Source organism: Moritella yayanosii (assembly GCF_900465055.1).
GTDB classification, from domain to species: domain Bacteria; phylum Pseudomonadota; class Gammaproteobacteria; order Enterobacterales; family Moritellaceae; genus Moritella; species Moritella yayanosii.
Genome location: NZ_LS483250.1, coordinates 2,164,715 through 2,191,208, shown reverse-complemented (window position 1 = coordinate 2,191,208; position 26,494 = coordinate 2,164,715). Strand labels below are relative to the sequence as shown.

The 26,494-nt window shown below is 40.6% G+C and carries 20 protein-coding genes and 2 pseudogenes; 18 read left to right on the top strand and 4 right to left on the bottom strand.

Annotated features, from left to right (window positions below; all coding sequences use genetic code 11):
- Positions 1 to 14 precede the first annotated feature (14 nt).
- The 8 genes from secD to MORIYA_RS09970 all read left to right on the top strand — a co-directional run bounded on the left by secD (position 15) and on the right by MORIYA_RS09970 (position 9,830).
- Positions 15 to 1,859, top strand: a complete 1,845-nt coding sequence (secD, locus tag MORIYA_RS10010) for a protein translocase subunit SecD (protein WP_112714838.1) — start codon at positions 15 to 17, stop codon at positions 1,857 to 1,859.
- A 10-nt stretch (positions 1,860 to 1,869) separates the two neighbouring features.
- On the top strand, positions 1,870 to 2,814 hold the full coding sequence (gene secF, locus MORIYA_RS10005) for a protein translocase subunit SecF (RefSeq protein WP_112714836.1): 945 nt from the start codon (positions 1,870 to 1,872) through the stop codon (positions 2,812 to 2,814).
- A 160-nt stretch (positions 2,815 to 2,974) separates the two neighbouring features.
- Positions 2,975 to 3,343, top strand: coding sequence for a rhodanese-like domain-containing protein (locus MORIYA_RS10000; RefSeq protein WP_006031088.1), 369 nt, complete (start codon positions 2,975 to 2,977; stop codon positions 3,341 to 3,343).
- Between the two features lie 208 nt (positions 3,344 to 3,551).
- Positions 3,552 to 4,328 carry an ABC transporter ATP-binding protein gene (locus tag MORIYA_RS09990; RefSeq protein ID WP_112714832.1) on the top strand — a complete coding sequence of 259 codons (777 nt, stop codon included), beginning with the start codon at positions 3,552 to 3,554 and terminating at the stop codon, positions 4,326 to 4,328.
- Entirely contained in the window at positions 4,303 to 5,367 is a 1,065-nt protein-coding gene (locus MORIYA_RS09985; protein WP_112714830.1) for a FecCD family ABC transporter permease, read from the top strand. The genes MORIYA_RS09990 and MORIYA_RS09985 overlap by 26 nt, the downstream gene beginning before the upstream one ends.
- Entirely contained in the window at positions 5,364 to 6,410 is a 1,047-nt protein-coding gene (locus MORIYA_RS09980; RefSeq protein WP_112714828.1) for a FecCD family ABC transporter permease, read from the top strand. Before MORIYA_RS09985 ends, MORIYA_RS09980 begins: the two co-directional genes overlap by 4 nt.
- A 61-nt stretch (positions 6,411 to 6,471) precedes the next feature.
- Complete coding sequence (locus MORIYA_RS09975) at positions 6,472 to 7,443, top strand: ABC transporter substrate-binding protein (protein ID WP_112714826.1); 972 nt, start codon at positions 6,472 to 6,474, stop codon at positions 7,441 to 7,443.
- Positions 7,444 to 7,754: 311 nt separating this feature from the next.
- Complete coding sequence (locus MORIYA_RS09970) at positions 7,755 to 9,830, top strand: TonB-dependent siderophore receptor (RefSeq protein WP_232011590.1); 2,076 nt, start codon at positions 7,755 to 7,757, stop codon at positions 9,828 to 9,830.
- Between the two features lie 76 nt (positions 9,831 to 9,906).
- On the opposite strand, the gene MORIYA_RS09965 is transcribed toward MORIYA_RS09970, so the two are convergent.
- The 3 genes and pseudogenes from MORIYA_RS09965 to MORIYA_RS09955 form a co-directional block, all read right to left on the bottom strand.
- Positions 9,907 to 10,611, bottom strand: a complete 705-nt coding sequence (locus MORIYA_RS09965) for an ABC transporter ATP-binding protein (protein WP_112714822.1) — start codon at positions 10,609 to 10,611, stop codon at positions 9,907 to 9,909.
- Positions 10,608 to 11,209: pseudogene (locus MORIYA_RS09960) on the bottom strand (FecCD family ABC transporter permease). Before MORIYA_RS09960 ends, MORIYA_RS09965 begins: the two are co-directional and overlap by 4 nt.
- Before the next feature lie 302 nt (positions 11,210 to 11,511).
- Entirely contained in the window at positions 11,512 to 13,566 is a 2,055-nt protein-coding gene (locus MORIYA_RS09955; protein ID WP_112714820.1) for a TonB-dependent siderophore receptor, read from the bottom strand.
- Positions 13,567 to 13,705: 139 nt separating this feature from the next.
- Here MORIYA_RS09955 and MORIYA_RS09950 point away from each other — a divergent pair, with 139 nt between their 5' ends.
- The 5 genes and pseudogenes from MORIYA_RS09950 to MORIYA_RS21790 form a co-directional block, all read left to right on the top strand.
- Positions 13,706 to 14,719 carry a helix-turn-helix domain-containing protein gene (locus MORIYA_RS09950; RefSeq protein ID WP_112714818.1) on the top strand — a complete coding sequence of 338 codons (1,014 nt, stop codon included), beginning with the start codon at positions 13,706 to 13,708 and terminating at the stop codon, positions 14,717 to 14,719.
- Between the two features lie 349 nt (positions 14,720 to 15,068).
- Positions 15,069 to 16,043, top strand: a complete 975-nt coding sequence (locus MORIYA_RS09945) for a DMT family transporter (protein WP_112714816.1) — start codon at positions 15,069 to 15,071, stop codon at positions 16,041 to 16,043.
- A gap of 57 nt (positions 16,044 to 16,100) precedes the next feature.
- Positions 16,101 to 16,772, top strand: coding sequence for a cytochrome b/b6 domain-containing protein (locus tag MORIYA_RS09940; RefSeq protein ID WP_112718559.1), 672 nt, complete (start codon positions 16,101 to 16,103; stop codon positions 16,770 to 16,772).
- 217 nt (positions 16,773 to 16,989) lie between these two features.
- Positions 16,990 to 17,496, top strand: coding sequence for an NADAR family protein (locus MORIYA_RS09935; RefSeq protein WP_232011589.1), 507 nt, complete (start codon positions 16,990 to 16,992; stop codon positions 17,494 to 17,496).
- Positions 17,497 to 17,543: 47 nt separating this feature from the next.
- A pseudogene (locus tag MORIYA_RS21790) lies at positions 17,544 to 17,621 on the top strand (GTP cyclohydrolase II); the annotation flags it as partial.
- 184 nt (positions 17,622 to 17,805) lie between these two features.
- Here the strand turns inward: MORIYA_RS21790 and MORIYA_RS09930 are convergent.
- Positions 17,806 to 18,561 carry a substrate-binding periplasmic protein gene (locus tag MORIYA_RS09930; protein WP_112714814.1) on the bottom strand — a complete coding sequence of 252 codons (756 nt, stop codon included), beginning with the start codon at positions 18,559 to 18,561 and terminating at the stop codon, positions 17,806 to 17,808.
- 81 nt (positions 18,562 to 18,642) lie between these two features.
- Here MORIYA_RS09930 and MORIYA_RS09925 point away from each other — a divergent pair, with 81 nt between their 5' ends.
- The 5 genes from MORIYA_RS09925 (at position 18,643) to MORIYA_RS09905 (ending at position 26,332) form a co-directional block, all read left to right on the top strand.
- Positions 18,643 to 20,949, top strand: a complete 2,307-nt coding sequence (locus MORIYA_RS09925) for a response regulator (RefSeq protein ID WP_112714812.1) — start codon at positions 18,643 to 18,645, stop codon at positions 20,947 to 20,949.
- A gap of 272 nt (positions 20,950 to 21,221) precedes the next feature.
- The gene (gene dnaK / locus MORIYA_RS09920) at positions 21,222 to 23,150 is read left to right on the top strand and encodes a molecular chaperone DnaK (protein ID WP_112714810.1); all 1,929 of its coding nucleotides are present in this window, start codon (positions 21,222 to 21,224) and stop codon (positions 23,148 to 23,150) included.
- Positions 23,151 to 23,245: 95 nt separating this feature from the next.
- The gene (gene dnaJ / locus MORIYA_RS09915) at positions 23,246 to 24,370 is read left to right on the top strand and encodes a molecular chaperone DnaJ (protein ID WP_112714808.1); all 1,125 of its coding nucleotides are present in this window, start codon (positions 23,246 to 23,248) and stop codon (positions 24,368 to 24,370) included.
- Positions 24,371 to 24,637: 267 nt separating this feature from the next.
- A complete protein-coding gene (locus tag MORIYA_RS09910; protein WP_112714806.1) occupies positions 24,638 to 25,570 on the top strand; it encodes an ROK family protein in 933 nt (310 codons plus the stop codon).
- Between the two features lie 144 nt (positions 25,571 to 25,714).
- Positions 25,715 to 26,332 (top strand): FKBP-type peptidyl-prolyl cis-trans isomerase, encoded by a 618-nt coding sequence (locus MORIYA_RS09905; protein WP_112714804.1) that lies wholly within the window; start codon positions 25,715 to 25,717, stop codon positions 26,330 to 26,332.
- The last annotated feature ends 162 nt before the right edge of the window (positions 26,333 to 26,494 follow it).

Below are 26,494 nucleotides of genomic sequence, written 5' to 3'. Positions count from 1 at the left end.
AGTAAGGTAATATTGTGTTAAACAAATATCCTCTGTGGAAGTATCTAATGGTGATCGCTACGATCGCCATTTGTTTACTCTATGCCACACCGAATCTATACGGGGAAGACCCCGCTGTTCAAGTCTCTGCTGCACGTGGTGCTGTTATTGAAGTAGCAACTCTCGATAAAGTGAAAGCAGAACTCGATAAACAAGATATCAGCTATAAAAGTGTTTCATTAGAGAATAATCAAGTATTGGTTCGTTTAACCGACAGTGAACAACAGTTACTTGCTAGTGAAATCTTAAAAGAGCAACTTGGTCAGAAATTCATTGTTGCTTTAAACCTTGCCCCTGCCACACCAGACTGGCTACAAAGTATTGGTGCTGGACCATTAAAACTCGGTCTTGATTTACGTGGTGGTGTTCACTTCTTATTAGAAGTTGATATGCAAGAAGCGTTAGTGAAAGCACAAGATCAAATGTTGCAAGATTTCCGTACCGATTTACGGGAAGAAAAACTACGTTATACCGCAATACGTAAAAACAGTAATGGTGTTACCGCGCGTTTTCGTGATGCTGAAACACGTGATGCAGCAATCAAACTTATTGAAACTAAATATCAGGACCTACTGTTAACCGACAGTGAAAATAATGGTCAATTTAGTCTCACGGCAAAAATGACAGAAGACAAACTTGCCGAAATCAAAGAATATGCCCTGCAACAAAATATCACTATTATCCGTAACCGTGTAAACCAATTAGGTGTTGCTGAGCCGTTAGTACAGCGTCAAGGTGCTGATCGCATTGTGGTTGAATTACCGGGTGTTCAGGATACCGCTGGAGCCAAAGAAATTTTAGGCGCAACGGCCACGTTAGAATTCCGTTTAGTTGATAATAAAGCGGACCCTTATAGCAGCCGAGTGCCTGCTGGTAGCCAAAAATATATCACGCGTGACGGTCGTCCTGTGGTATTGAAGAAACAAGTTATCTTAACGGGTAATCACATCACCGGTGCCACATCGAGCTTAGATGAGTTTGGTCGTGCACAGGTTAATATCGATCTTGATTCGCAAGGTGGCAGTAAAATGTCTCGTGCGACGAAAAAAGCAATCGGTACATCAATGGCGACAGTATTCATTGAATACAAACCAACGGGTGAAAAAACGGCTGATGGAAAATCGAAACTGAAAAAAATTGAAGAAGTCATTAACGTGGCGACAATTCAAGCGCAGTTAGGGCGTAGTTTCCGTATTACTGGCTTAGACAGTAGCAGCGAAGCGAAAAATCTGGCGTTATTATTGCGTGCAGGTGCGTTAGTGGCGCCCGTTCAAATCGTTGAAGAACGTACCATTGGTCCTAGCCTAGGTAAGCAAAATATTGAAAACGGCTTAGCTGCGATGATTTATGGCATGATTGCTATTGTTATCTTCATGGCAGTCTACTATCGTAAATTTGGTCTGGTTGCCAATGTGGCGTTATCTGCCAACATCATCATGATCATTGGTATCATGTCGATGATTCCTGGTGCGACAATGACGTTACCTGGTATTGCCGGTATCGTATTAACAATCGGTATGGCGGTTGATGCCAACGTTCTGATATTTGAACGTATTCGTGAAGAGCTAAGAGAAGGCTGTAGCGTGCAACAAGCGATTCATCGTGGTTATGAGAATGCGTTATCAACCATTGCTGATGCCAATATTACCACGTTATTAACAGCGATCATTTTGTTTGCGGTTGGTACTGGTGCGATCAAAGGTTTCGCTATTACGCTAGCAATTGGTATTGCTGCTTCTATGTTTACTTCCATCATAGGGACACGTGCGATCGTGAATTTCCTTTGGGGTAATAAAAAGATCGATAAACTTTCAATCTAGGGGATTAATTATGTTTGAAATTATTAAAACCAAACGCACGATCCACTTTATGAAGATGACGAAATCCGCGTTTATTTTATCCGCGCTGTTAGTTATTTTATCGATATCTTCTATTGCGATCAAAGGCATCAATTGGGGTCTTGATTTCACTGGTGGTACGGTGATTGAAGTGGGTTATGATAAACCTGCTGATCTTGAAGTGATTCGTCCGTTGTTATCCGCGGAAGGGTTTGATGATGCGGTGATCCAACATTTCGGCTCTAGCCGTGATGTATTGATCCGCCTTGCACCACGTGAAGGTTTGGACAATGAGCATCTTGGTAGCCAAATTATTACCGCATTACAGGGCTATGATAAGAGTGTAGAAATGCGCCGTATCGAATTTGTTGGTCCAAATGTAGGTGATGAATTAGCTGAACAAGGTGGCCTCGCGCTGCTTGCTGCATTAATTTGTATCTTGCTTTATGTTGGTGTACGTTTTGAATGGCGTTTAGCATCGGGTGCGGTATTGGCACTGGCGCATGACGTTATCATCACGTTAGGTATTTTTTCGGCATTACAGATTGAATTCGACTTAACTATTTTAGCGGCGTTATTGACCGTTATTGGTTATTCATTGAATGATACTATCGTGGTATTTGACCGTATCCGTGAGAACTTCCGCCGTATGCGTATTGATGATTCAGTGGAAATCGTGGACGTATCATTAACGCAGACATTATCACGTACGTTAATCACCTCTGGTACAACATTAATGGTTTTAGTATCATTATTCCTGAAAGGTGGCGCACTGCTCCATGGTTTTGCATTGGCACTATTAATCGGTGTTGTGGTTGGTACCTATTCTTCGATTTACGTAGCGAGTGCATTAGCACTGCGATTAGGCGTATGTCGTGAAACGATGTTACCACCCGTGGTCGAAAAAGAAGGCGCAGACCAAGATCCAATGATGTAAGTCTTAGAGATATATAACTAACGTATTGGTCTTCGGACTGTTATAAAACCCGCCTAGTGCGGGTTTTTGTTGTTTTATGCGCTGGGCGATTGAATTATCAGATATAAAATGAAATTATAGTTCGGTAAGAATTTGCTATTAAACAAAAAAGGATAACAACATGGCTCATAGTCAGCGATTTTTAGATTTATGTAATGAAGCACGCAAAGTGGTTAAAGAATGCAGCTGTGATGATGTAAAGCAGTGGCAAGATGAAGGTAAACAATTTGTACTGGTAGATGTGCGTGAAGAAAGCGAATGGGCTGCAAGCCGTATTAGCGGTGCTGAGTACATGGGCCGTGGCATTATTGAGCGTGATCTAGAAGGCAAATATCCAGCACTTGATACCTGTATCGTACTGTATTGTGGTGGTGGTTATCGTTCAGCATTATCTGCTGAATTTATCCAGCGTATGGGTTATACCGATGTTATCTCTATGGATGGCGGTTTCCGTGAATGGAAAATGAAAAGCTATCCGATTAGTAAATAGATTAATTTGATTATCGAATGAATGTTGTAATGTGAAGTACAACATTCATTATTCAAGTGAATCCTTAATTTCATTTTAGTCATTAAATTTAAATAAAAGCTCAACATTTCTATTGCAACTGCTCCTTTTTCATCCACTTCATGCTTGATGTTTACATCATATTTGTTATTGGTTATCATTCTCATCAACGCCATTCTGTTGATATACTATGACTCTCAAAATCGATAACGTCAGTTTTGCCTACCAAGCTGATCATAAAATATTAGATGCCATTTCTCTGACTTTTGAACCGGGGAAATTCTATGTGATCATCGGTCAAAATGGTTGCGGTAAAAGTACCCTGTTCAATTTGATCATGCGTCATTTACCCTTGTCATCAGGGCTGATCAGCATTAATGGCAAAGACCTACAGCAACTTTCCTTTAAAGAGCAAGCACAGCGTGTTTCAGTATTATCGCAGTCCATGCCATTGCCTGAGTTTATGACCGTCGCGGATATGGTGATGCAAGGGCGTTTTTGCTACCAAGGCTTTTTTTCTCGATTTAGTGCCGAAGACCGAACGATAGCCGAGCAAGCAATGCAAAAAATGCAGCTTACCGAACTGGCAAATAAACGCTTGTCGACACTGTCCGGAGGTCAACAACAACGTGCCAGAATGGCAATGTTACTCACCCAACAAACGGACATCGTATTGTTGGATGAACCGACTACACATTTAGATTTAAAGCATCAATATATGCTGTTAGATCTAGGTCGAGAGTTGGCTCAGCAAGGTAAAATTGTGGTTGCTATCTTACATGATATGACTCAAGCGGCGTTATACGCGGATCACGTGATCGTGCTTGCCGAGCAAAAGATATATGCACAAGGTGCAGCACAATCGGTGATCACCGATACCATGATGCAACATGTTTTTCATGTAAACACGTCACGTGTTGGTAACGAAAAGGTCGGTATTCATGTTCCAACGCATCTCATTGCCTAGCACTTTATCGCGTTCTTTATTTAGAATATTACCCAGCTATCGTTTTTTCGGCGCGGTATTTTTATTGACGCTGATGCTGTTACTGGTGGCGTTAACTCACATCAGTATTGGTGCGCGCCCGATAGCTTGGGAAGATATTTTTCAAGCCATTTTCGCTTTTGACAGCCAGCAGTTTGTTCACCACATCGTGATCAAACAAAGATTACCGCGTTTGGTTGTTGCCATGGCCTGTGGGGCAATGTTAGGTCTGGCTGGTTTTAGCGCCCAGAAAATGTTTCAGAATCCGCTGGTATCGTCTTCCACACTCGGGGTCAGTAGTGGGGCGGTATTCTTCAGTTTGTGTGCCATCTATTTTTTTAATGTATCTGAGAATGATATTTTTATTCCGGCGTTTCTCGGTGCCGCGGTTGCCGGACTCTTTACGCTGTCGATGACGGAAATGATGAACCGCTCGAGTATTTCCAAGAACTTGCATATTGTGCTGGCTGGCAGTCTGGTGTCTATGTTGTTCTCCTCGCTAAGCAGTTTTTTGATGCAGCTCGATCCACTGCGTTTTGCCAATGTTCAAGACTGGTTACTGGGGGATATTAGTCCCGCTGATTTCACCGATTTAAGTCGGATTTATCCTCTGGCATTGCTGGCGATCGGGGTGCTGTTAAGCCAAGGACGCTCGTTGGACGTGATGATCATGGGGGAGAAACAGGCGCGCAGTGCCGGGGTTAATGTCACCCGAACCCGTAATATCACCTTGCTGTGTATTTTTTTACTGGCCTCGTTGGTTGTTTCGATTGTCGGTCCTATCGGTTTTATTGGCTTGGTCGTACCGCATATCAGTAAGCTTTTTGTCAGCGAGGTGGGTAATAAAGGGGCCTGGTTATCGATGCTTATCGGTGGTTTATTATTGAGTCTGTCAGACTTACTCGCTCGTATCATTATTGCGCCCAAGGTATTGATCGTCGGTGGTGTCAGTGCATCTATTGGCAGTATCTGTTTTTTATGTTTACTGTATTTTATGGTCCGGGATAAACGTATGTCATGAATATATTTGACGATCAAAATATGATCATAAGTCCCTCGAAAGGGATCAGCTTACCGATTTATAAACGCACTGTCTGGGTGCTCTGCGCATTAATGCTAGTGCTGAGTCTGAGTTTTGTTTACAGTCTTAAATTAGGCTCGGTCAGTGTGTCGTGGGCAGATGTGTACGCGGTTATCGGCTTTGATGTCGCGCTTAATGACGCTACGTCTACTATCTATGAACTAAGATTACCCCGTATTATGGGGGCTATTGCTGCGGGCGCCTTGATGGCGTTATCGGGTTACTTATTACAGACTGCCGCGCGTAATGCGTTGGCCGATCCTGGCGTATTAGGACTTTCTGATGGTGCGGCGCTGTCAGTCATTGTGCTGTATGTGGTGTTCTCACAGGTTTCCTTAACGGCGAGTATTCTTGCTAGCTTCTTTGGGGTATTCGTTACCGCGTTGCTGGTGCTCTGGTTTGTCCATAAAAACCTCAACGGTACCTTTATCGTATTAGTCGGTATTGCCGTGGGTGCGGTTGTGTCTGCGTTCAGCGATATCCTGTTGTCGTCGGTCACTATCGAAGATATGGCTTTTCTTATGGCATTTTTATCTGGTAGTTTTTTATCTCTGGATCTTGCCAGTGCCAGCTTTTTAAGCATTTGGATGACGGTGATCATCGGGGTGTTTTTGTTGTTAAGCCGTTATATTAATCCGCTCAATTTTGGTTATCAGCACGCCATGTCATTAGGCGTCGATGCCAAAAAATATTACATATTTATTATTATATTAGCGGTCTTTGCGATGGCGCCTGTGATTGCCTTGGTTGGTTCTATCGGATTTATTGGATTGATCGCTACATTTTTAGCTAAAAATATTATTGGCTATCGCGGTACGGAATTAGGCATTGTCAGCATGCTGTTAGGGGCATTAATGACGCTTTGGGCTGATACCCTTGGACGGACACTCTTTGCGCCGATTATGATTAATGCTGGGGTATTTATTGCGTTAATCGGCGCATTATTTTTTATTATCATGACGCGTTACATTGTTAGGCAGTAGCCTGATGATCGTTAATATAATGATTAAATAATTTAGTATAATGATGAAAGAATATAGGAAAATGATGAAATTAATAACATTTGTGCAGGGCGCGTTGTTGCTGAGCTTATCGCTGCAAGCGGTTGCTAACGAAACCATGATGATAACCGACCATGCGGGTAACAAGGTTGAAATATTAACCCAACCGAAACGTATCGCATCTCTGCATGTGATGTCGACAACGTCTATTTTGTTAGATGTTGATGCCCCGATAGTCGGTACTTCGACTTATATTAAATTACCGGGGAATACGCCTTATATTCGCGGCGGTGAAGAAGTTTTTGGTATTAAATTTGCCGATACGGGTTACTTCAACTACGGCAATAAAGGCAGTGATATTGAACAGATCAAAGCATCGAAACCGGACCTGATTATCGGTACGGTAAAATATCAGAAAAAACTATTTGATAAACTCTCTAAAATTGCCCCGACGGTATTGATCCAACGCTATACGCCGAACATTTTTGATGCTTACCGCGATGTAGCTACCTGGGTGGGTAAAAAAGATATTTTCGAGCAGAATTATAGCGACTACCAACAAAAAATTGCTCGCTTTAAAGATAAATATACCGATGAATTGTCGGGTAAAACATTTATTTATGCGGTACCCAGCAAAGGTCAGGCGGAAATTAAGATCCGCCAAAACTCGGGGATCATTACCCAGGTATTATTTGATTTAGGCTTAACCCGACCACAATTTTTACAAGATAATTTTGCCCCTGACGATGCGGGTGCTGAAATAAGCTCAGAACTGATTGAGTCATTAGATGCAGATTGGTTTTTTAGTACCTACACATCGCAGTTAGGCGCGGGTCCCGAGTCAATCGACGCCGGTTTTGATGATGTTGCCCCCGGTTGGCAGTTTGCCTTAACGGCTTATCAAAACAACCAGTTCATCCGTTTAAACCGTGAACAAGCGTATACGCCTACTTTTGTTTCTGCAGATTATGTATTAAATGCATTAGAACAACAGATTTTGAAAAATAGAAAATAGAAAATAGAAAATAGAAAATATAGGGTCGAGATGGCCCTTTATTTTAATGACCTGATTAATTTTATTCACAACCGTTCCAGTTCCTGCACTATCAAAAAGTTCCCCATTAATGGATATTTTACATACTTATTTAATAAACGATTAAAAACCAAGCAGTTCAAACTTGACACCAGTAAGCTAATCAATAAAATAAAGGCAAATAAGAACGATTCCTATTTCAGTTTGTATTTGGGTTGTTACAGTCCCATACAAAATATTTTAGCGATTAAATATATCTAATGGATGTATTAAGCTACAAAGGTTTTATTTACATGAACACTCAAGTTAAATTTATATCCGCCGTTATTTCGACAATCCTTTATTCACAAGCGAGCCTCGCACAGGCTGTTCCAGCAGACAGTACAGAAACGATGACTGTGGTTGGCTATCAGCAGCACTATAAAATCGATCAGGCTCATGCCGCGATGCGCTCGGATGTCTCCTTGTTAGAAACGCCACAAATGGTCACTGTGATCCCTGCTGAGGTGTTAGAGGATCAATTAGTTGTCACCTTAGGTGATGCATTAAGAAATGACGCGAGTGTTTCATTAGGTCGAGTTACATCGGATCGAGAACGCTTTAGCTTGCGTGGTTTTAGCTTAGATGAAAATACTAATATCCTGAAAGATGGTCATCAGCATTTTGCTAAATACCGGATGCCGATGGCATTGATTGATAATGTTGAGGTATTAAAAGGACCATCAAGTTTATTATACGGTCAGTCAGCACCCGGCGGCATCGTTAACTTAGTCACGAAAAAGCCATCGAATGAAAGTTCGGTTAAATTTGCGGTTAAAGGCGATGATGATGGTTCATTCCGTCACTCGATTGATGCGACTGGCAGCTTGAATGACAATAAAACCATTCGTTACCGAGCCATTATCGAGCAGCAAAACAATAATAGCTGGCGTGAATACCAAGACGGCAGCAACTTAGAAAGTGAGTCGTTGGTAGGCAGTTTAGTGACTGAGTTTGATGTGACGGATGCGCTGACTATCGCTCTGCATTACGATAAACTGGATGATGTTTCTGGTCAGGACAGTGGCGCTTTAGTTGATGATCATGGCAATGTGATCGGCGGTGACAGCACCATCTGGGACATGCCTTGGACTAAGATCGATGCTCAAAGTGAAAACTACGGTGTTGATGTGACTTATCAAGTGAATTCATATTGGCAAGTTGCGACGGGTTACAACAACCAGCATAACGAACGTGAACGCTGGGAAAGTAAACCGCAAACGGGTAAGTATGATCCCCTTGATGGCAGTTATGGCAACAAACCTTATAACAAGTTAGAAGACTGGCAACAGCAGTCATTCTATTTTGATCTGATAGGCTCGGTGACAACCGGCGGTATTAGTCATGAGTTATTAGTGGGTGGTAACTATCTTGCGCATGAGTATACCTCGCTAAAAGTGAAAGGTGATAAGTTCGATGGCAATATTAACGATGGCACCATTATGGATCAACCGGAATTAGATTATGCTGATGGTGACGCTAAGACTGAAGATTATAAGTACTATGGTATTTATGTTCAGGATCTGGTGACCTTGAATGATCAATGGCAGGTATTAGTGGGCGTGCGTTATGATCGTCAGGATAAAACCGATGCGAATAACAATGTGGTATTACCTAAATTTGGCGTTATTTATCACCCACAAGATAATGCATCAATTTATGCGAACTACAGTGAAAGTTTTGAACCTCTGGGTCGTGTACTTGAGGACGGCCTTAGTGGTAATAATGGTATGGAGTTAGATCCAGTTAAGGGAAAAATGTATGAATTGGGCACTAAGTGGCAAGTTATGAATAATAAGTTAGCGATTAACGCCGCTATCTTTGATATTACTCGCAGTAATATTGTACTAACTGAAGACGCTTCAGATGGTGATATAACAACTCAGGGCGGAGAACAGCATCACCAAGGTGTAGAGCTGAGTGCGATTGGTAAGGTTAGTGCTAATTTGTCTTTGATTACCTCGGTGATGTACCTCGATGCTAACTATGAAAAACATAATAAGTTAGCAGGCAATCGTCCGGAGGATGTGCCGGAATGGACTGCATCAATCTGGAGTAAATATGCATTTACTGAGCAGTTATCGGTTAATTTAGGCGCGTATTATGAAGGCGAACGTTATGGTGATGAGGCTAACGAATTCTTAAAAGACAGTTATATCCGCATTGATACTGGGATTAACTACCAGACTTCAGTGGCTGGTAACGCGCTGCAACTTCGTCTTAATATCGATAACCTGTTTGATACCGACTATCTTGCTGGCGGTGAAAATGGCGAGGTTAATGTGGGTGAGCCAAGAACCTTTAAATTTGGCATTAGCTATACGCTCTAGTAGCGGGTTACTTTTCTAACTATTAAAATGGCCAATTTCGATTGGCCATTTTTTTATCTCAACGAAAGTATGTCCATTAGTCCGTTACTACCCGCGCTTTAATGCCATAAATTTGCGCTAGCATGGCGCTGTTAACAACGTCATTTGGTTTTCCAAAATGGGTAACCCCTGCGTGTCCTAATACCCATACTTGATCACTAAAGCGCAATGCCAAATTAATATCATGGATAGCAATAATGGCGATACAATTGGTGCGTTGTACTTGTTGTTTTAAAGTATTAATGACTTTTAATTGCCAGCGTAGATCAAGGGCACTGGTTGGTTCATCAAGTAATAGTAATTTCGGTGTTCTAGTCAGCACGTTTGCCACTGCCACCATTTGCCGTTGCCCTCCAGATAGTTGCGATAACGGTGTAAGTGCAATATCTGATATTTCTAATTGCTTAAACACTTGAGTAATTAAGGTATTTATCTGGTGTTCTGGCGTTTTCTGGAGATGTAAAAGGCTACTCCTTAACATTTCGAAAGGGGTGAGAGGGGTTGTTTGTGGCAATGCTTGTGGCACATAACCAATATGCTCTAGGCGCTGTTTTGCGGTCATATCACTGAGTGGTAACTGATTTAAACACAGCTCACCTTCAACCTTTAGTAACCCTGCGATTGCTTTTAATAAACTCGATGTACCTATGCCATTGGCTCCGATGAGTGTCACCAGTTGACCAGGTTGTATATGAGGAATTGTTATTTGTTGTTTGTGCGGTAAAACTATGTGCTGCTTCATAAACGACTCTGACGCGATAAGATTAAAGTGATGAATAAGGGAATGCCTACAATGGAGGTGACGATGCTAATAGGCAGAAAGAAAGTATGATCTTCACCCACTAGTAAGCGTGCAATATGCGGCGCAATCAGACCAATAAAGCCAATCTCACCGACAAAGAAAATCGACACTGCCGTAAGTAATGAGACGCGGATTATAATGCCATAACGCAGCTTACTGACATCAACCCCATTGTCCAGAATACAATTTGTTGTAGTGCATTTTCGTCACTTAAGAATTGTAGAAAGGACACCGCAGCGTTCAAAGCAAAAAATAGTGATATACCAAACAAGACAATTGTGCTGATATTGGCGTTAATGTAGCGGATCACAAGCAAGATGATCATGGTTGCCAATATTGAAAAAACAAACGCCATGATAGGTAATAGGTATTGATTTTAAATTCCAGGTATTTGTAGATTAAACACCACTACAATGGCTGCGCCTAATGTTGCGGCGGCAGAAATACCTAATGTAAAAGGACTCGCTAAAGGATTGTTTAACGCCGTTTGCATTTCAGCCCCTGCGAGCCCTAAGCAAGCACCGACCACTATCGCCATAAGGGAATAAGGTAACCGAACCGCCCAAACAATGACTTGTTGATAGAGGTCTGCTGGTTATACTCCTGTTGTAATGATATAGGTGTACTATCGTCTGAGTTAATGGCTTGTGTTGATGATAAGCTCATAACAGGTCCTTCGCGCTATTGTGTATATTGTCGCAGATAATGAAAAACACGAAAAAATTGTGAATAAATATAACAGGTTTTTTAAATTATATTGCACTTTGAGTTCCTTTCTAAAGCCAATAAATGCATGACTACATTTATTGGCTTTAGGTTTTATATTTAATAAACAAGTTGTTAGAATTGATAAGCAAGCGTTGCTTTAACATTTCGACCGGGTTCATAGTCAGTCATGTTAATTAGCTGACCACGATTAACGGTACCGCTGCGCGATGCATGAGACGCATACTGCTCGTTAAAGATATTGTCGATGCCAAAGGTGAGCGCTAACCCTTCAATTTGACGAGGTAACCATTGCGCATATAAGTTATGTACATCGTAGCTTGGTTTGACAGGTTGGTCTTGAGCGACGTTATCTTCTTCAAGGATAAAGCGAGAATTCCAACCCAAGATGACATCTAATGACGTCAGGTCATAATCAAGATTAAGTCCGATTGAATCACCAATATCAGTACTACGTGCAGAGTCTCGAGAAATAATCGGGGTGTTTGCCGTTTTATCCCAGTTATCTGATTTAGCGTAGGTAACCTGCGCACCAAAATCATAAATACGGTATAAAATACTTGCCTCAAAGCCTTCGTATTCCACATCACCAATATTTTCAACATCGTAACCATGGTTCTGTGGGTTATATGTTTTTTGGATATAATCGTCGATATCAGTTCTAAATACCGTTAAGTTAGTGGCGATACTGCCATCACCTAAGTCATGCTCAAAACGGAAACCAACTTCAGTGTTCAAGCCTGATTCTGCTTTGATATTAGGATCTAAATAGGTCACCGCTTGATAGTTAATAAAGGTTTCGAGCAGTTGCGGTGCTTTGAACAATTGTCTGCTGTTCGCAAATAGTGTGAATCCATCTGTGATGTCATATTCAGCGGCGAGTGCAAAGCTTATATCATCAAAACTTTTGGTACTGGTAACGGCTTTACGTTTAAAGTAGTCATAGCGAACACCGGGTGTGATAGATAAACTATCAGTAATATTGATTCTATCTTCGACGAATACTGCACCACTGATTGCTTTTTCTTTGGTCTTTTCGGCATTACCGTATTGGCTAATACTTTGTTGCTCGTTACCATCAATACCATAAGTGATTTTGTGGTTCATATTCACAAGTTCAACCTGACTTATCGCCGTGGTATTAAATCCGGTATTAATATTTTGCGCATTGTTTTCAGATAATCGATCGCCAGGCCAGCGGATCGTTAATCCCGATTCATCACGGGTTAAATCAATGTGGTTGCGATAGAGGCTACTGGTTAAATACAGATCTTCATTTTTTTCTAATAAGTAATTTAAACTCAGCGTCTGTCTAATATATTCAGTTGGCATTACGGTCGCTTGTGACAGGGCTTCATTGGCAGAAGAGCCCATGTCAGGTCTTGGGTTGTAGTCACCTTTATCTTTATAAAAATCATAAGCAAGGTCGAATCGTTGCTGGGAATCTGGTGAGAATCCGATTTTGAATAAGGCGTTGCCTATGGTGCCGTCAGAGCCGAATGTTGGCGTACCGTCGCCGTCAGAGAAATTGTTTCTATCATAAATGTAGCCATAAACCATGGCATCAAACTTTTCTGAAAGTTGGCCATAAAATGCTAATGATGCTTGTTGGTAATCATTTGAGCCGTAATTCAGGCTTATGCGACTACCAAAGTCTTCATCTGCCTGTAACAGATCTTGTGCATTTTTGGTGGTGAAGCTAACTGCACCACCAATGCCCCCATTCACCACTGAGTTAGCGCCAACCTGCACATCTGCAGATTTCAAAATATCGGCATTTAAGGTTAAATTACCAATGTGATGGAACATGTTTGCTGACTGTGAGGCGCCATCTAATCGGATCTGTAAGTCTGTTTCATTCATGCCGCGTATATTGATACGCTGATTGACTGAGTGGGTCCCACCAACATCGACCCCTGGTGTATCCCTTAATAAATCAGATAAATGATCGGCTTGTTTAATGGCTATTTGATCATCCCCTAAAAATACCGATGAGCTATTAATTTCAGTCGCCCAAACTGTGGTGGTACTCGTCGTATCTTGCTCGTCATTGGTAGATTCAATATTTGCATAGACATTTATTGGCAATATTAATAATGACAGCTTTAAACAGCGAGTAAGGTAAGACAGTAAATATTTTTTACTTGTTGATGGGATACTGCAAGTCATGAACGAGATCCTGTTGTTTTTATAATAAAAAAGTTGGGTTGTATAAATTATTATTCTTTTTGATAATAATTCTCATTAATGTTAGCATTTTGGACACAAACTAATAGATGAAAGCGTTATTCGAAATCGGCGGTGAATTATGAAAATTGAGCAAACCGGAAAAAGTTCAAATAAAGGGGTGGTTGTCGGTGCGCAGCATATTGCAATGACGGAAGTCGTCAATGGCACCCAGATTATCAATAGAGGTAAGATTAAAAATGAGGTTTTAATTAAGGGGAAATTGGTTAATTTAAAATTACCTTCAGGCATCTTATTGTTTGGAGGTTCAACATTAGAGCAAGACAGTCGAACAGTGTTAGGGAGAGCTGGGCAGAGTTTATCTATTTGTTTGGTGTTAGAAGGTAAGCTGAATTTTAGCTATGGCGATAGTGCATTTGAATTACAGGGCAAAGAAGGAAAAGCCCATGCAGTCGCAGTACGACTTAAGCATGGTATTCCATTCACGCGAACCTTAAAATTAAATCAGCATATTAAAAAATTACATATAGTTTTAACGCCTGAATGGTTCACATTGCAAGGGTGTCAATTACAAGGGTTGCCACTGGCACGGCTACAAACACACTTAGCTGCATTTTATTGGACGCCTTCCACGGATGTTGTTATGGCTATTAATAATTTCTTTATTGAAGAATTGCCTGAGTGGCAAATTGCATTTTCGGCTGAGCGTATAGTGTCACTTATTTTACAGCAAATGTTAAAACTACTTGTTGAGAATAACTCGTTATCAAACGCTGATACAGAAGTCGAAAATCATGATAAACCGCATAGCAATAAAGCGATCGGATTAGTGGTAAATTATTTGGAAGAGCAATTACATAATGATATTAATCTGACAGAACTTGCCTATAGTCAAGCGATGAGTATGAGTAGCCTGCAGCGTAAGTTTAAAGCCGAGTTTGGAGTGACGATTGCATTTTATATTAAAGAGCGCAGGTTAGAGCACGTCATGGCGGGTATTAAGAGTGGTCAGATAAACTGTGTCGCTGAAGCGGCTTACCAAGCTAAATATCAGCATAGCTCAAATTTTGTTACTGCATTTAAGAAGAAGTTTGCTGTAACGCCGGGTGAGTTAATGCAGCGTTATAAAAATTAAGCCGCGTCTATTGAGTAATACATAATTAAATCTATCCTGTTTATCGCTATATTTTTACTATATAAAAGTTAACCCTCGCGCTAAAGTGAGCATTTATATTGATTCGCTGCTTATCAAAATTATGAGCTTGTTCAATATTATGGTAACTGTCATGATGAATCTTAACTTTAGATCAAGGTAAGGGTGAATACTAATGACAATTTATTTTCGCGCTTACTTTATTATTCGTTTATGGCTGTTCTGGAAACCAGAGTAGCAGCTAACTAATTTTGGCGAGGCTACGGGATCTGTAGTCTGCTATCTGTTTTATTCTACTTATTCCTAGCCTTCATTTTATCTTGGAGGGGTCATGGAACAGACTACTATCACCAGTAATAGCACCAGTACTACCAATAGCACAAAGCAACGTACTATTCGCTCAGCGCTACGCGATAGATTATCAGCTCATAAAATTGGTCTGCTGTGTGCATTTTTTGCTACCTGTTTGTTTTCGACAAAAGGTATTTTCATTAAACTGGCTTATCAATATGGGATCGATAGCATCACGTTAATGACGTATCGCATGCTCTTGTCGCTGCCTTTTTATATCGCCGTATTTGTGTGGATGATAAGAAAAAAACCGGCATTAAAATCACCGATAAAAGCACAGTTTATGCCGGTGATGGGCATTGGTCTTTTAGGTTATTACTTGTCCAGTTATTTTGATCTGCAAGGACTTAACCATATTAGTTCACAGCTAGAACGGTTACTGTTATTTACCTACCCAACAATCGTAGTGATCCTCAGCTGGTTGGTATTGGGTAACCGTATTAATCGACAAGTGATAGGTGCACTTATCTTGGCCTATGCGGGGGTTTTTGTACTGTTTTATCATGACTTGGGTAAACAAGGGGAGGGCGTGATAACAGGATCCTTGCTGGTGTTAACCGCGTGCTTTACGTTTGCCTGTTATTTGTTGTTTAGTAAAAATAAGATCCAAATGCTAGGCAGTTTAGTGTTTACCTGTATTGCCATGTTTGGCGCCAGTTTTATGATCTTTGTGCATTTTTCAATTGTGCATGATGTCGCCGATCTAAGCATACCTATGCCAGTATTTTGGATATCACTGTGGTTGGCGATTGGCTGTACTGTGATCCCTTCTTTTTTAATGAGTGAAGCCATTGCCAGAGTGGGGCCAGAGCAAGCCTCGATTGTGGGGGGCAGCGGCCCAGTATTAACTGCGTTAATGGCGGTGTTTTTACTGGATGAAGCATTCACTATTTTCCATTTTTTAGGTATGTCGATGGTAATTGTTGCTATTGTCTGGTTAAGTGTTAGAAAATAGCCCTATTATCTCAATGTGAGTTGGGCATTTACGTCGTTATTATCTGCAGAGGGTTGTATGGTTAAGGTTAAAGTTTGGGACGGATTTATTCGTGGCTATCACTGGTTACAAGTGAGCTTGTTATTTGCATTGTGGTATTGCGCTGATAACGGCGAAATGGAATGGCACTTTGTGTTTGGCTACACATTACTTGCGCTTTGGATCACCCGCTTTATTTGGGGTTTTATTGGCAGTGATACGGCTAAATTCAGTTATTTTATAAAAAGTCCAAAAGCGTTAATCGATTACCTAACGGATAAAAACAAGTTTGACCGGGTTAAGTTTGGTCATAATCCTGCTGGCGCTTGTATGGTGTTATTGTTTTTAGCTTTGCTTGCAACCCAGTTATTCAGCGGGCTCAGCTCCAGTGATGATATCTTGTCAGAAGGCCCATTAGCACAATATTTTTCTGCGGATACGGTCAGTTTTATGACCTGGTTACATAGCGTTAATTTCGACTTACTACTTTGGGCAATAGGCTTACATGTCATTGCTATCGGCGCTTATAAACTCAAGAAGCAGCCGCTAGTGAAAGCGATGTTTACTGGCGTTGCAGAATATAAGTTAGTGAGTTCTATTACACAACCAAAAATGATGAATGGGTTAGTGGCTTGGGCTATCTACGCTGCTATTGCGGGTGTAATTTGGTGGCAATGGGGACATGAAAACTTAGGTTACCTGTTTTATTAGCTCTAACTATTTAAAATAATGTATAAAATGTATTTCTGCAGACATTAAAGTTAATTTTTAACTTTAATGTCTTAATCTTTTAAGCATGTAACACTATTGCTCTCGTCATAGCTCATTCCTTACTATCCGCCCTATACTCATTTTTATGCATGATATTCACGTATTTACATCTGATATATCGATGTTCATTAATATCTATATTCATGGAGTAGAGTAAATGATAGATGAAATACAGTTTTATGAACCAAATGATGATTTTGGTTTTTTGTCAAATTTTGCGCTCGCAGCAATTAAGCTCGACGGCGTTGTATGGCCGAGCAGTGAGCATTTTTATCAAGCGCAAAAATTCAATGATCCACAATTACAGAGCCTCATTCGCAGAGCCTCTACATCAGATGAAGCTTTTAGTTTAAGTCGAGAGTATGCACCATTGGTCAAATCGGACTGGGTGGCAGTACGTGACGGTGTCATGCGTGATGTCGTGATGGCAAAATTTAGTCAGAATCCATTTTATGCCTACCAACTTGTTGCGACGGGTGAACAAGTATTAACAGAACATTCCCATAAAGACGCGTATTGGGGCGACGGTGGTGATGGTCAGGGGCGTAATGAACTTGGTAAAATATTAATGGATGTACGTCATCAGTTAGCATCACAAGCGCCGTATAATCTTGTCAGTTATGTTGATAGTGCAAAGTTACCGACTAAATTCGGCACATTTTAGATGAATGGTTTTATCGAGCACGCCCCGGGTAAAGAGCACTTAGCCTTGGTATTGGTTTGCTGAATAAGAGCAGAGCTTATCACTTACAAGATGACGGTGCCGATACTGTCGAAGCAAACGAACGCGGATATCAATATTGCCGAACGCGTGCCGTTACAAGCAGGTTACCTTAAAACCAAGGCAAGCAAGTTAGGGCGTATGTTTGAATCTAATTTTATTAATTAAATGTGATAAGTCAGAATAGGTTTTCAGGGGCGAAATAGATACACCGGTAACTAAGTTGGCGATTTATTTACCGGTGTTATTGTCTTAAATATAGCGATTAATAATTTCTTGCAACGACCCTGATTTAGATAACATCGATAATTGCTGATTAATGAATTTTTGGATATCGCTATCCATGTTCGGATCAAGTGCTAAGTAAATCGGGTAACTTGGGATCAATGCAGAAAAGTCTTGTAATTTATAGCCGTTTAGGTTTCTTGAAAGCAGCTTAAGGTTATATTTAATGCGTGATGTCATTTCAACAAATACGGCATCTTGCGGCATTCTATCTAAGATACGAAAGGCGGCCGCATAATCTTTCACTCGTAATTCTTTAATTTCACCACTATCAATAACTGGTTGTAAGCTCGGGTAATCAAAACCATTGAGTAATATAAAAACTTTGTCGTTTAAGTCTTTAAAATCACCGAAAACTAGGCCAGATTTAGCATGGGTTAAAATACTGTGACTCACGGTATAAATAGGGTTGTCAGATAAATTTGCTGCTTGAACCCCCCCCCAATTGGGGCTGCCATAAGTTATCCAGTTTTTTTTACCACCAGATTCCAGTTCTGAGATCATTCTGTTGAACGGGTAAGTGTGATAATTAACGGTATAATTTTCAGCAAATACACTGGATATAATATCTGAAACAATACCAGTATGCTGATTATTGTTGCTTATGATTTGAAATGGCATTGCTTGTTTGGCAATGACATAATAATTAATAACTTCAGCATGAGCCGTAAAGCTAGCAAGATAAACCTGTAGAGTTAACATTATTGTAATAAAACGTTTCATTTTTATGTCCTTATCGCCGTAATTCCATTTCTAGTGTCTATTATTAGGTTAGTCGATTAGTAACAGGATGTGAGTTTAGGGATGAATAAAGCGACGTTGCACAAGACAAAAGTAGGCATCGCGAGGCAATTGCTCGTATCAATCATGCTTATCAGTTCTATTTTTACATTATTCATTACAGGCTTGAATATCTATCTTGATTATAAAGACGATGTTTCAGGTATAGAAACTCAGCTTGATCAAATAAAACAAAGTTATTTATCTAGTTTAACGGCAAGTTTGTGGGTTGAAGATCGAGAACAATTAAAGTTGCTGGCAGAAGGGATCATGCAGTTACCAAGTGTTAATTATCTCGAAATTAGGGATGATAGCGGTATCGTTCTGCAATTAGGAAAACCGCTCGTTGAATATCAGTATAATGTAACTTGGCCAATGCAGAAGCACTTTGCAAGTAAGACATTTGAGCTGGGTATATTTAAGGTTCAAGCCGATCTTTATCCTATCTACAAAGGCTTGTGGGATAAGTTTGTTGTCTTGTTATTATCGCAAGCAGTGAAGACCTTCATGGTTGCACTTTTCATTATTTTTGTGGTGTATAAAATTATTATTCGGCCCTTGGCTGAGATGTCAGATGCCGTTAACAAATTTGATAGCGAACAATTACCACAACCGCTTGAGCTTTCAACGCGGTTATTTGATGATGAAATCACCACTCTCACCACCAGTTATAACGCCTCGATTGAAAAGATTAGACTTAACAATCAGGAGCTTGTAGTTGCAAAACGTCAAGCTGAAGAAGCCAACTTGAAGAAAAGTGAATTTTTGGCAAATATGAGTCATGAGATCCGCACACCCATGAATGGGGTTATTGGTACGGCATCCTTGTTACAAGAAATGCCAATGGGGCGCGAGCAGAAAGAGTTTGTTGATATGCTTTACTCTTCGTCTATTACGCTACTTGATTTGATTAACGATATTCTCGATTTCTCAAAAATAGAGTCTGGCCAACTTATTCTTGCGAAAAATCCACTGAATCTATTTGAGTTATGTAAAGAGATTGAATCCAATTTTTCTATTATCGCGAGACAGAAACAGATCGCGTTAGTCTGTCATATTGATGACAACATACCTGATATTGTACTCGGTGATATCACGCAATTACGTCAAGTGTTGAATAACCTATTATCTAATGCGATCAAATTCACCTCGATAGGTTGTGTACGTTTGAATATCAAATTAATGGATCGTAAAGATAATAATGCCGGGGTTATGTTTCAGATTATTGATAGTGGAATTGGCATTGCCGCCGAGAACCAACAAAAAATATTTGAAAAGTTTCAGCAAGCAGATGGCAGTACAACACGTAATTATGGTGGCACGGGTTTAGGTTTAGCGATTTGCCGTAGCATTGTAAAATTAATGGATAGTGACATTCTTGTTTACAGTAAGCCTGATAAAGGTAGCCGCTTTGAGTTTGTGATTCAATTCGAATCTATTGACGAATTATTGCAGCGGCCTGATTCAGAACAAAGTCTTGCCGGGTTATCTATATTGCTGATTGATGACAGTATGTTGAATATGCGCATTACCTCTGCGCAATTGAAAAGTTTGGGGGCAACATCGGTATGTTGTGATGATCCCTGTTTAAGCAAGAAAGTTGTACTTGATGCGTTAGATAAAGGTAAGCCTTTTGATTTAGTTATCATCGATAAAGTGATGCCGACAATGGACGGTTTTACGGTTGCGAAACAATTACAAGATGAGTTTGCTGAGCTCACACCGCGGTTAATGTTAATGTCTGCAGAGGCGCAAGTAGGTGATGATGTATTAGCAAAACAACTCGGGATAAAAGCTTTTTTGAGCCGTCCTTATAAAGCCGATACATTAAAAACAGTCGTACTTCAAACGCTGATGAAGGAGCAGCCTAAGCAAATTGAAACGGTTGTAGAACAAACCATAGCGGCCGATGAAATGCGGGTATTATTGGTTGAGGATACCTTAATCAATCAGAAAGTAACGAAGATGATGTTACAAAAGCTGGGTATTGTGGTTACGATTGCTGACAATGGTCAAATAGCGGTAGACCTATGTAAAGAACAAGGGTTTAATTTAATCTTGATGGATTGTCAGATGCCAGTACTTGATGGTTTTGAGGCGACAAAAATTATTCGCGATAATGAAACTGCTGGTCAGTACACCCCCATCATTGCATTAACCGCGAATGTACTGCAAACCGAAAAAGATAAGTGTTTTGTGGCTGGGATGGACGATTTTATAGCTAAGCCCGTCAGCAAACAGGTATTAACCCTGATGTTACAAAAACATTTATCGCCTTGGTTAGCGGATACGCCTTACAAGTATACCGTGATCGAAATTGATACAGCGTAGCGCTGATTGCGGAGGACCATCGCAGTATTGATAAAGGTATCTTTGCTGTCGAACACCGAGTATTTAAGTCGATTTTTGCAATTATATTCAATTTTTTTTTAATAAATTCATTTTTCTGCTTGAAGCGTTCAATTTCGTCCCCATATTTATTTTCAATCGCAGAGATAACCTTGCAAGGTGCGGGTTGTCAGTGACAGTTAAAGTATTTTAATTGTCACCATTTATTCTGTATCAAATTTGTAAATAAAAGTCTTTATTGGAGAATTACGATTATGGGTAGAATCATTGGTATCGATTTAGGTACAACGAACTCTTGTGTATCAATCTTAGAAGGCGACACTGCTCGCATAATCGAGAATGCTGAAGGTGATCGTACTACTCCGTCAATCATCGCTTATAGCGAAGATGGTGAAACTTTAGTTGGTCAGCCTGCAAAACGCCAAGCAGTAACTAACCCTGAAAACACGTTGTTTGCAATCAAACGTATGATCGGCCGTCGTTTTGAAGATGAAGAGATCCAACGTGATATCAAAATCATGCCTTTCAAAATTGTGAAAGCTGACAATGGTGATGCATGGGTTGAAGTTAAAGGCGAAAAGATGGCTCCGCCACAAATTTCTGCTGAAGTTTTGAAGAAAATGAAGAAAACAGCAGAAGATTATCTAGGTGAAGAAGTAACTGAAGCTGTAATTACGGTACCTGCATACTTCAATGACTCACAACGTCAAGCAACGAAAGATGCTGGTCGTATCGCTGGTCTTGATGTTAAACGTATCATCAATGAACCAACTGCTGCTGCATTCGCTTATGGTGTAAACACAGCTAAAGGCAACAGCATCGTCGCTGTATATGACCTTGGTGGTGGTACATTCGATATCTCTATTATCGAAATCGATGAAGTTGATGGCGAGAAAACGTTTGAAGTATTAGCGACTAACGGTGATACGCATTTAGGTGGTGAAGATTTCGATACACGTCTAATCAACTACCTAGTAGCAGAATTCAAAAAAGAACATAACTTTGACCTAACAAACGATCCGCTAGCAATGCAACGTCTAAAAGAAGCTGCAGAAAAAGCGAAAATCGAACTATCTACAACACAACAAACTGATGTAAACCTACCTTACATCACTGCTGATGCAACAGGTCCTAAACATTTAAACATCAAAGTGACACGTGCTAAATTAGAATCTCTAGTTGAAGACCTAGTTAAAGCAACGATGGAACCACTACGTATTGCATTACAAGATTCAGACCTAGCTGTTGGTGACATTAACGACATCATCCTAGTTGGTGGTCAAACTCGTATGCCTATGGTTCAAGCGGCTGTTACTGAGTTTTTCGGTAAAGAAGCACGTAAAGACGTTAACCCTGATGAAGCTGTAGCGATGGGCGCGGCGATTCAAGGTGCGGTACTTTCTGGTGAAAAAACAGACGTACTTCTTCTAGACGTTACACCTCTATCTCTGGGTATTGAGACTATGGGTGGTGTTATGACTAAGCTTATCGAGAAAAATACAACTATCCCGACTAAAGCGTCACAAACATTTTCTACTGCAGAAGATAATCAATCAGCGGTAACCGTTCACGCAATCCAAGGTGAGCGTAAACGTGCTGCAGACAACAACTCACTAGGTCAATTTAACCTAGAAGGTATTCGTCCTGCACAACGTGGTATTCCACAAATCGAAGTGTCATTCGATATTGATGCGGATGGTATCTTACACGTATCTGCAAGTGATAAAGATACGGGTAAAGAACAAAAAATTACAATCCAAGCATCGTCTGGTCTTTCAGAAGAAGAAGTAGATGCAATGGTACGTGATGCTGAAGCAAACTCTGCTGAAGATGCTAAATTCGAAGAGCTAGTACAAGCACGTAACCAAGCTGATGCTATGGTTCACAGTACGCGTAAGCAAATTGAAGAAGCTGGCGAAGCACTACCTACTGATGACAAAGAAAAAATTGAAGCCGCAATTGTTGAGCTAGAAACAGCAATTAAAAGCGATGACAAAGAAGCGATTGAAACGAAAACTCAAACGTTAATGGAATCGGCTCAAAAATTGATGGAAATTGCTCAACAGCAAGCTCAAGCACAACAAGCTGGCCCAGAAGCCGGAGCAGAACAGCCAAAAGAGAAAGACGTAACTGGTGATGTTGTTGACGCTGAGTTCGAAGAAGTGAAAGAAGATAAAAAATAATAACGCCTAAGTTATTAGTTTTTAAATAACAAAGGCGTTGGTGCTTCACCAACGCCTTTCGTGTATCTAAATTATTTAAATTTAAGCTGATTATTATGTCAAAACGCGATTATTACGAAGTGCTAGGTGTATCACGCGACGCTAGCGAAAGAGATGTTAAAAAGGCCTATAAACGTATGGCTATGAAATGTCACCCTGATCGAACTAAGGGTGATAAAGCGATGGAAGAGCAATTTAAAGAAGTTAAAGAAGCTTATGAAGTGCTAAATGATGCACAGAAAAAAGCGGCTTATGACCAATATGGACATGCAGGTGTAAATCAACAAGGCGGACACGGTGGTCAAGGTGACGTCGGTGATGTATTTGGCGATGTATTTGGTGACATCTTTGGCGGCGGTGGCCGTGGTCGTCAACAACGTGCTGCACGTGGTAGTGATCTGCGTTATAACATGGAACTTAACCTTGAAGAAGCGGTTCGTGGTGTAAACAAAACGATCCGCATTCCAAGTCAATGTCATTGTGAAGTATGTAATGGTTCAGGTGCTAAATCCGGTAGCAAAGCAACGACTTGTAGTACTTGTCATGGCCAAGGTCAAGTGCAAATGCGTCAAGGTTTCTTTGCGGTAAATCAAGCATGCCCAACCTGTCATGGTAAAGGCAAAATCATTAAAGATCCTTGCCGTAAATGTCATGGTGAAGGTCGTTACGAACGTAGCAAAGATCTAAAAGTAACCATTCCAGCAGGTGTTGATACTGGTGATCGCATTCGCTTAACTGGCGAAGGTGAAGCGGGTGATATAGGCGCCGCATCCGGTGATCTGTATGTGCAAGTCAGTGTGCGTCAACATGCTATTTTTGAGCGTGACGGCAGCAACCTGTACTGTGAAGTGCCAATTAGTTTTGCCCATGCCGCTATCGGTGGCGAAATTGAGGTTCCGACCTTAGACGGGCGCGTTAAATTAAAAGTACCCGCGGAAACACAAACTGGTCGCATGTTCCGTTTACGCGGTAAAGGCGTGAAATCAGTACGTGGCGGTGCGACGGGTGATCTACTGTGTAAAGTAACACTTGAAACGCCAGTTAAGCTAAACGCTGAGCAGACCGAGTTGTTACAGCAGTTTGAAGCATCATTAAACAGTGCGTCGGCAAAGAAACATAAGCCAAAATCAGAAGGTTTCTTTAACGGTGTGAAAAGCTTCTTTGATGATCTCACTAAATAATTAAGTCGTTTTATTGATTTAACTATTCCAAAGCCGTGGTTTTAACCGCGGTTTGTTATTTACCTATTAACGACTTGCCACTCTCTCGTTCATTCTTTCCTCATTGTTATCCTAATACCACTTACTGGTAGTAAATTGTTGATGTGTGATCGATTGCACAGATATAAACCTGCTCATTCGTATGAAATTGATTAAACTTTCATTATGAATTGAAACATCACTATATCATTAATTATTTAGCTGTTATTTAACGGTTATGGGGGTTAAATGTATTACGGTTTTGATATTGGCGGTACGAAGATAGAATTTTCGGTTTATAACACCGAGCTTGAGTGTGTTTTCAATGAGCGGATCCCCGCACCGACCGACGATTACGAAGAATTATTAGATGCACTTGATACCTTTATTTTTCAAGCCGATAAAGAGTTTGGTTGTAAAGGCATGGTTGGTATCGGTTATCCGGGGGTGATGGATCCAGAAAATAATACCACCATTTGTCCTAATTTACCCAGTTTACATGGCCAAAATTTACAAACCGATTTACAGAAACGTATTAGTCGTGACGTAAAAGTGCAGAATGATGCCAACTGCTTTGCGCTATCAGAATGTTTTAAAGGTGCAGCGGAAGACGCAGAAATTGCTATCGCGGTGACTTTAGGCACAGGTTTAGGTGGCGCGATCTGTATCAATAAAACTATTTTGTCAGGGCATAACTTTGGTGCGGGTGAGTTTGGTCATATGGCGATCCCTGGCACCATGTTACAACGTTATCCTGAGCTGCCACTGACACATTGTGGCTGTGGGGGTCATTCCTGCTTAGAAACCTATTGTTCAGGAACAGGACTTGCTGCGTTATATAAATTTTACAAAACTCATATAGATGGTTCATGCAGTGAAGAACAGGCATTAAAAGGGCCTGATATTATTACTGCATATGAAGCGAATGATGCCGTAGCAGTAAAAACGGTGACGGTATTTTTAGATATTTTAGCCGCTGCACTAGGCAGTCTGATTATGATCCTAGATCCCCATGTGGTGGTGTTCGGTGGTGGCTTGGCTAGCTTTGAGGCGTTGTATTCTCAACTGCCTGAAAAGATAAAGGCTTATGTATTTGATAACATGAAATTGCCGCAGTTAAAACAAGCCAAATTTGGTGGTGAAGGCGGTGTTCGTGGTGCGGCGCTGTTGAATTATACTTAACTATTTTTGTGTTTATTAAATGTGAAATATGATTTAAGCGATAAAATTTTTATTGTCTCCCTTGTTTTTAAGTAAATCGCCCATACCTAGTTATTTAAGCAACACAGCACTGTGTTTATCATTAAGAATTATGGAAGTTTAATTATGTCTGAATTTGCAACAAGTGAACAAAAAGGTAGTTACGGTATTGGTCTACAAATGGGTCAACAGCTTGCGGCTAATCCATTTGAAGGTCTAGAAATTTCAGCTGTTCAAGCTGGTCTTGCTGATGCGTTCGCTGGTGCAGAAAGCAAAGTTAGCGATGAAGAGCTAAACGATGCTTTTAAACTGATCCATGAGAAATTAGAAACTGAAAAAGCTGAAAAATCTAAAGTATTTGCTGCTGAAGGTGAAAAATTCCTAGCTGCAAATGCAGAGCGTGAAGAAGTTACTGTCACTGAATCTGGTTTACAGTATGAAGTTATGGGACGTGGCGACATCGAGGAAAAACCAACTGCAGAATCTACAGTGCGTGTTCATTATCATGGCATGCTAACTGACGGTACTGTATTTGACAGTTCTGTGGATCGTGGTCAACCTGCTGAATTCCCAGTTGGCGGCGTTATCGCTGGTTGGACTGAAGCACTACAACTAATGAACGTTGGTGATAAATTCAAGCTATCTATCCCACACAACCTTGCTTATGGCGAACAGGGCGCAGGCGCTGCAATCGGTCCATTCCAAGCACTAGTATTTGAAGTAGAACTATTAGACATCATCTAATCAGTTCTATTACAAACTAGCTAAACGCCTTGTTCATCGCGATATGAGCAAGGCGTTTTTTTATGTCTTAAATATGCTTTCCGTTAATTCGGTGGTATTACATCAGCATAATTTCGCTATTGCTTTAGTCGTGAAACTTTAAATCGCACTACCTATAAAGGT

What these genes read in the sequence shown, in the direction of transcription:
- MORIYA_RS09990 (WP_112714832.1), top strand. Translation starts at nt 3,552, where the DNA reads ATGACTCTCAAAATCGATAACGTCAGTTTTGCCTACCAAGCTGATCAT.
- MORIYA_RS09965 (WP_112714822.1), bottom strand. Translation starts at nt 10,611, where the DNA reads ATGAAGCAGCACATAGTTTTACCGCACAAACAACAAATAACAATTCCT.
- MORIYA_RS09970 (WP_232011590.1), top strand. Translation starts at nt 7,755, where the DNA reads ATGAACACTCAAGTTAAATTTATATCCGCCGTTATTTCGACAATCCTT.
- MORIYA_RS09905 (WP_112714804.1), top strand. Translation starts at nt 25,715, where the DNA reads ATGTCTGAATTTGCAACAAGTGAACAAAAAGGTAGTTACGGTATTGGT.
- MORIYA_RS09955 (WP_112714820.1), bottom strand. Translation starts at nt 13,566, where the DNA reads ATGACTTGCAGTATCCCATCAACAAGTAAAAAATATTTACTGTCTTAC.
- secF (WP_112714836.1), top strand. Translation starts at nt 1,870, where the DNA reads ATGTTTGAAATTATTAAAACCAAACGCACGATCCACTTTATGAAGATG.
- MORIYA_RS09980 (WP_112714828.1), top strand. Translation starts at nt 5,364, where the DNA reads ATGAATATATTTGACGATCAAAATATGATCATAAGTCCCTCGAAAGGG.
- MORIYA_RS09910 (WP_112714806.1), top strand. Translation starts at nt 24,638, where the DNA reads ATGTATTACGGTTTTGATATTGGCGGTACGAAGATAGAATTTTCGGTT.
- MORIYA_RS09930 (WP_112714814.1), bottom strand. Translation starts at nt 18,561, where the DNA reads ATGAAACGTTTTATTACAATAATGTTAACTCTACAGGTTTATCTTGCT.
- dnaJ (WP_112714808.1), top strand. Translation starts at nt 23,246, where the DNA reads ATGTCAAAACGCGATTATTACGAAGTGCTAGGTGTATCACGCGACGCT.
- MORIYA_RS09935 (WP_232011589.1), top strand. Translation starts at nt 16,990, where the DNA reads ATGATAGATGAAATACAGTTTTATGAACCAAATGATGATTTTGGTTTT.
- MORIYA_RS09925 (WP_112714812.1), top strand. Translation starts at nt 18,643, where the DNA reads ATGAATAAAGCGACGTTGCACAAGACAAAAGTAGGCATCGCGAGGCAA.
- MORIYA_RS10000 (WP_006031088.1), top strand. Translation starts at nt 2,975, where the DNA reads ATGGCTCATAGTCAGCGATTTTTAGATTTATGTAATGAAGCACGCAAA.
- MORIYA_RS09945 (WP_112714816.1), top strand. Translation starts at nt 15,069, where the DNA reads ATGGAACAGACTACTATCACCAGTAATAGCACCAGTACTACCAATAGC.
- MORIYA_RS09940 (WP_112718559.1), top strand. Translation starts at nt 16,101, where the DNA reads ATGGTTAAGGTTAAAGTTTGGGACGGATTTATTCGTGGCTATCACTGG.
- MORIYA_RS09975 (WP_112714826.1), top strand. Translation starts at nt 6,472, where the DNA reads ATGATGAAATTAATAACATTTGTGCAGGGCGCGTTGTTGCTGAGCTTA.
- MORIYA_RS09950 (WP_112714818.1), top strand. Translation starts at nt 13,706, where the DNA reads ATGAAAATTGAGCAAACCGGAAAAAGTTCAAATAAAGGGGTGGTTGTC.
- dnaK (WP_112714810.1), top strand. Translation starts at nt 21,222, where the DNA reads ATGGGTAGAATCATTGGTATCGATTTAGGTACAACGAACTCTTGTGTA.
- MORIYA_RS09985 (WP_112714830.1), top strand. Translation starts at nt 4,303, where the DNA reads ATGTTCCAACGCATCTCATTGCCTAGCACTTTATCGCGTTCTTTATTT.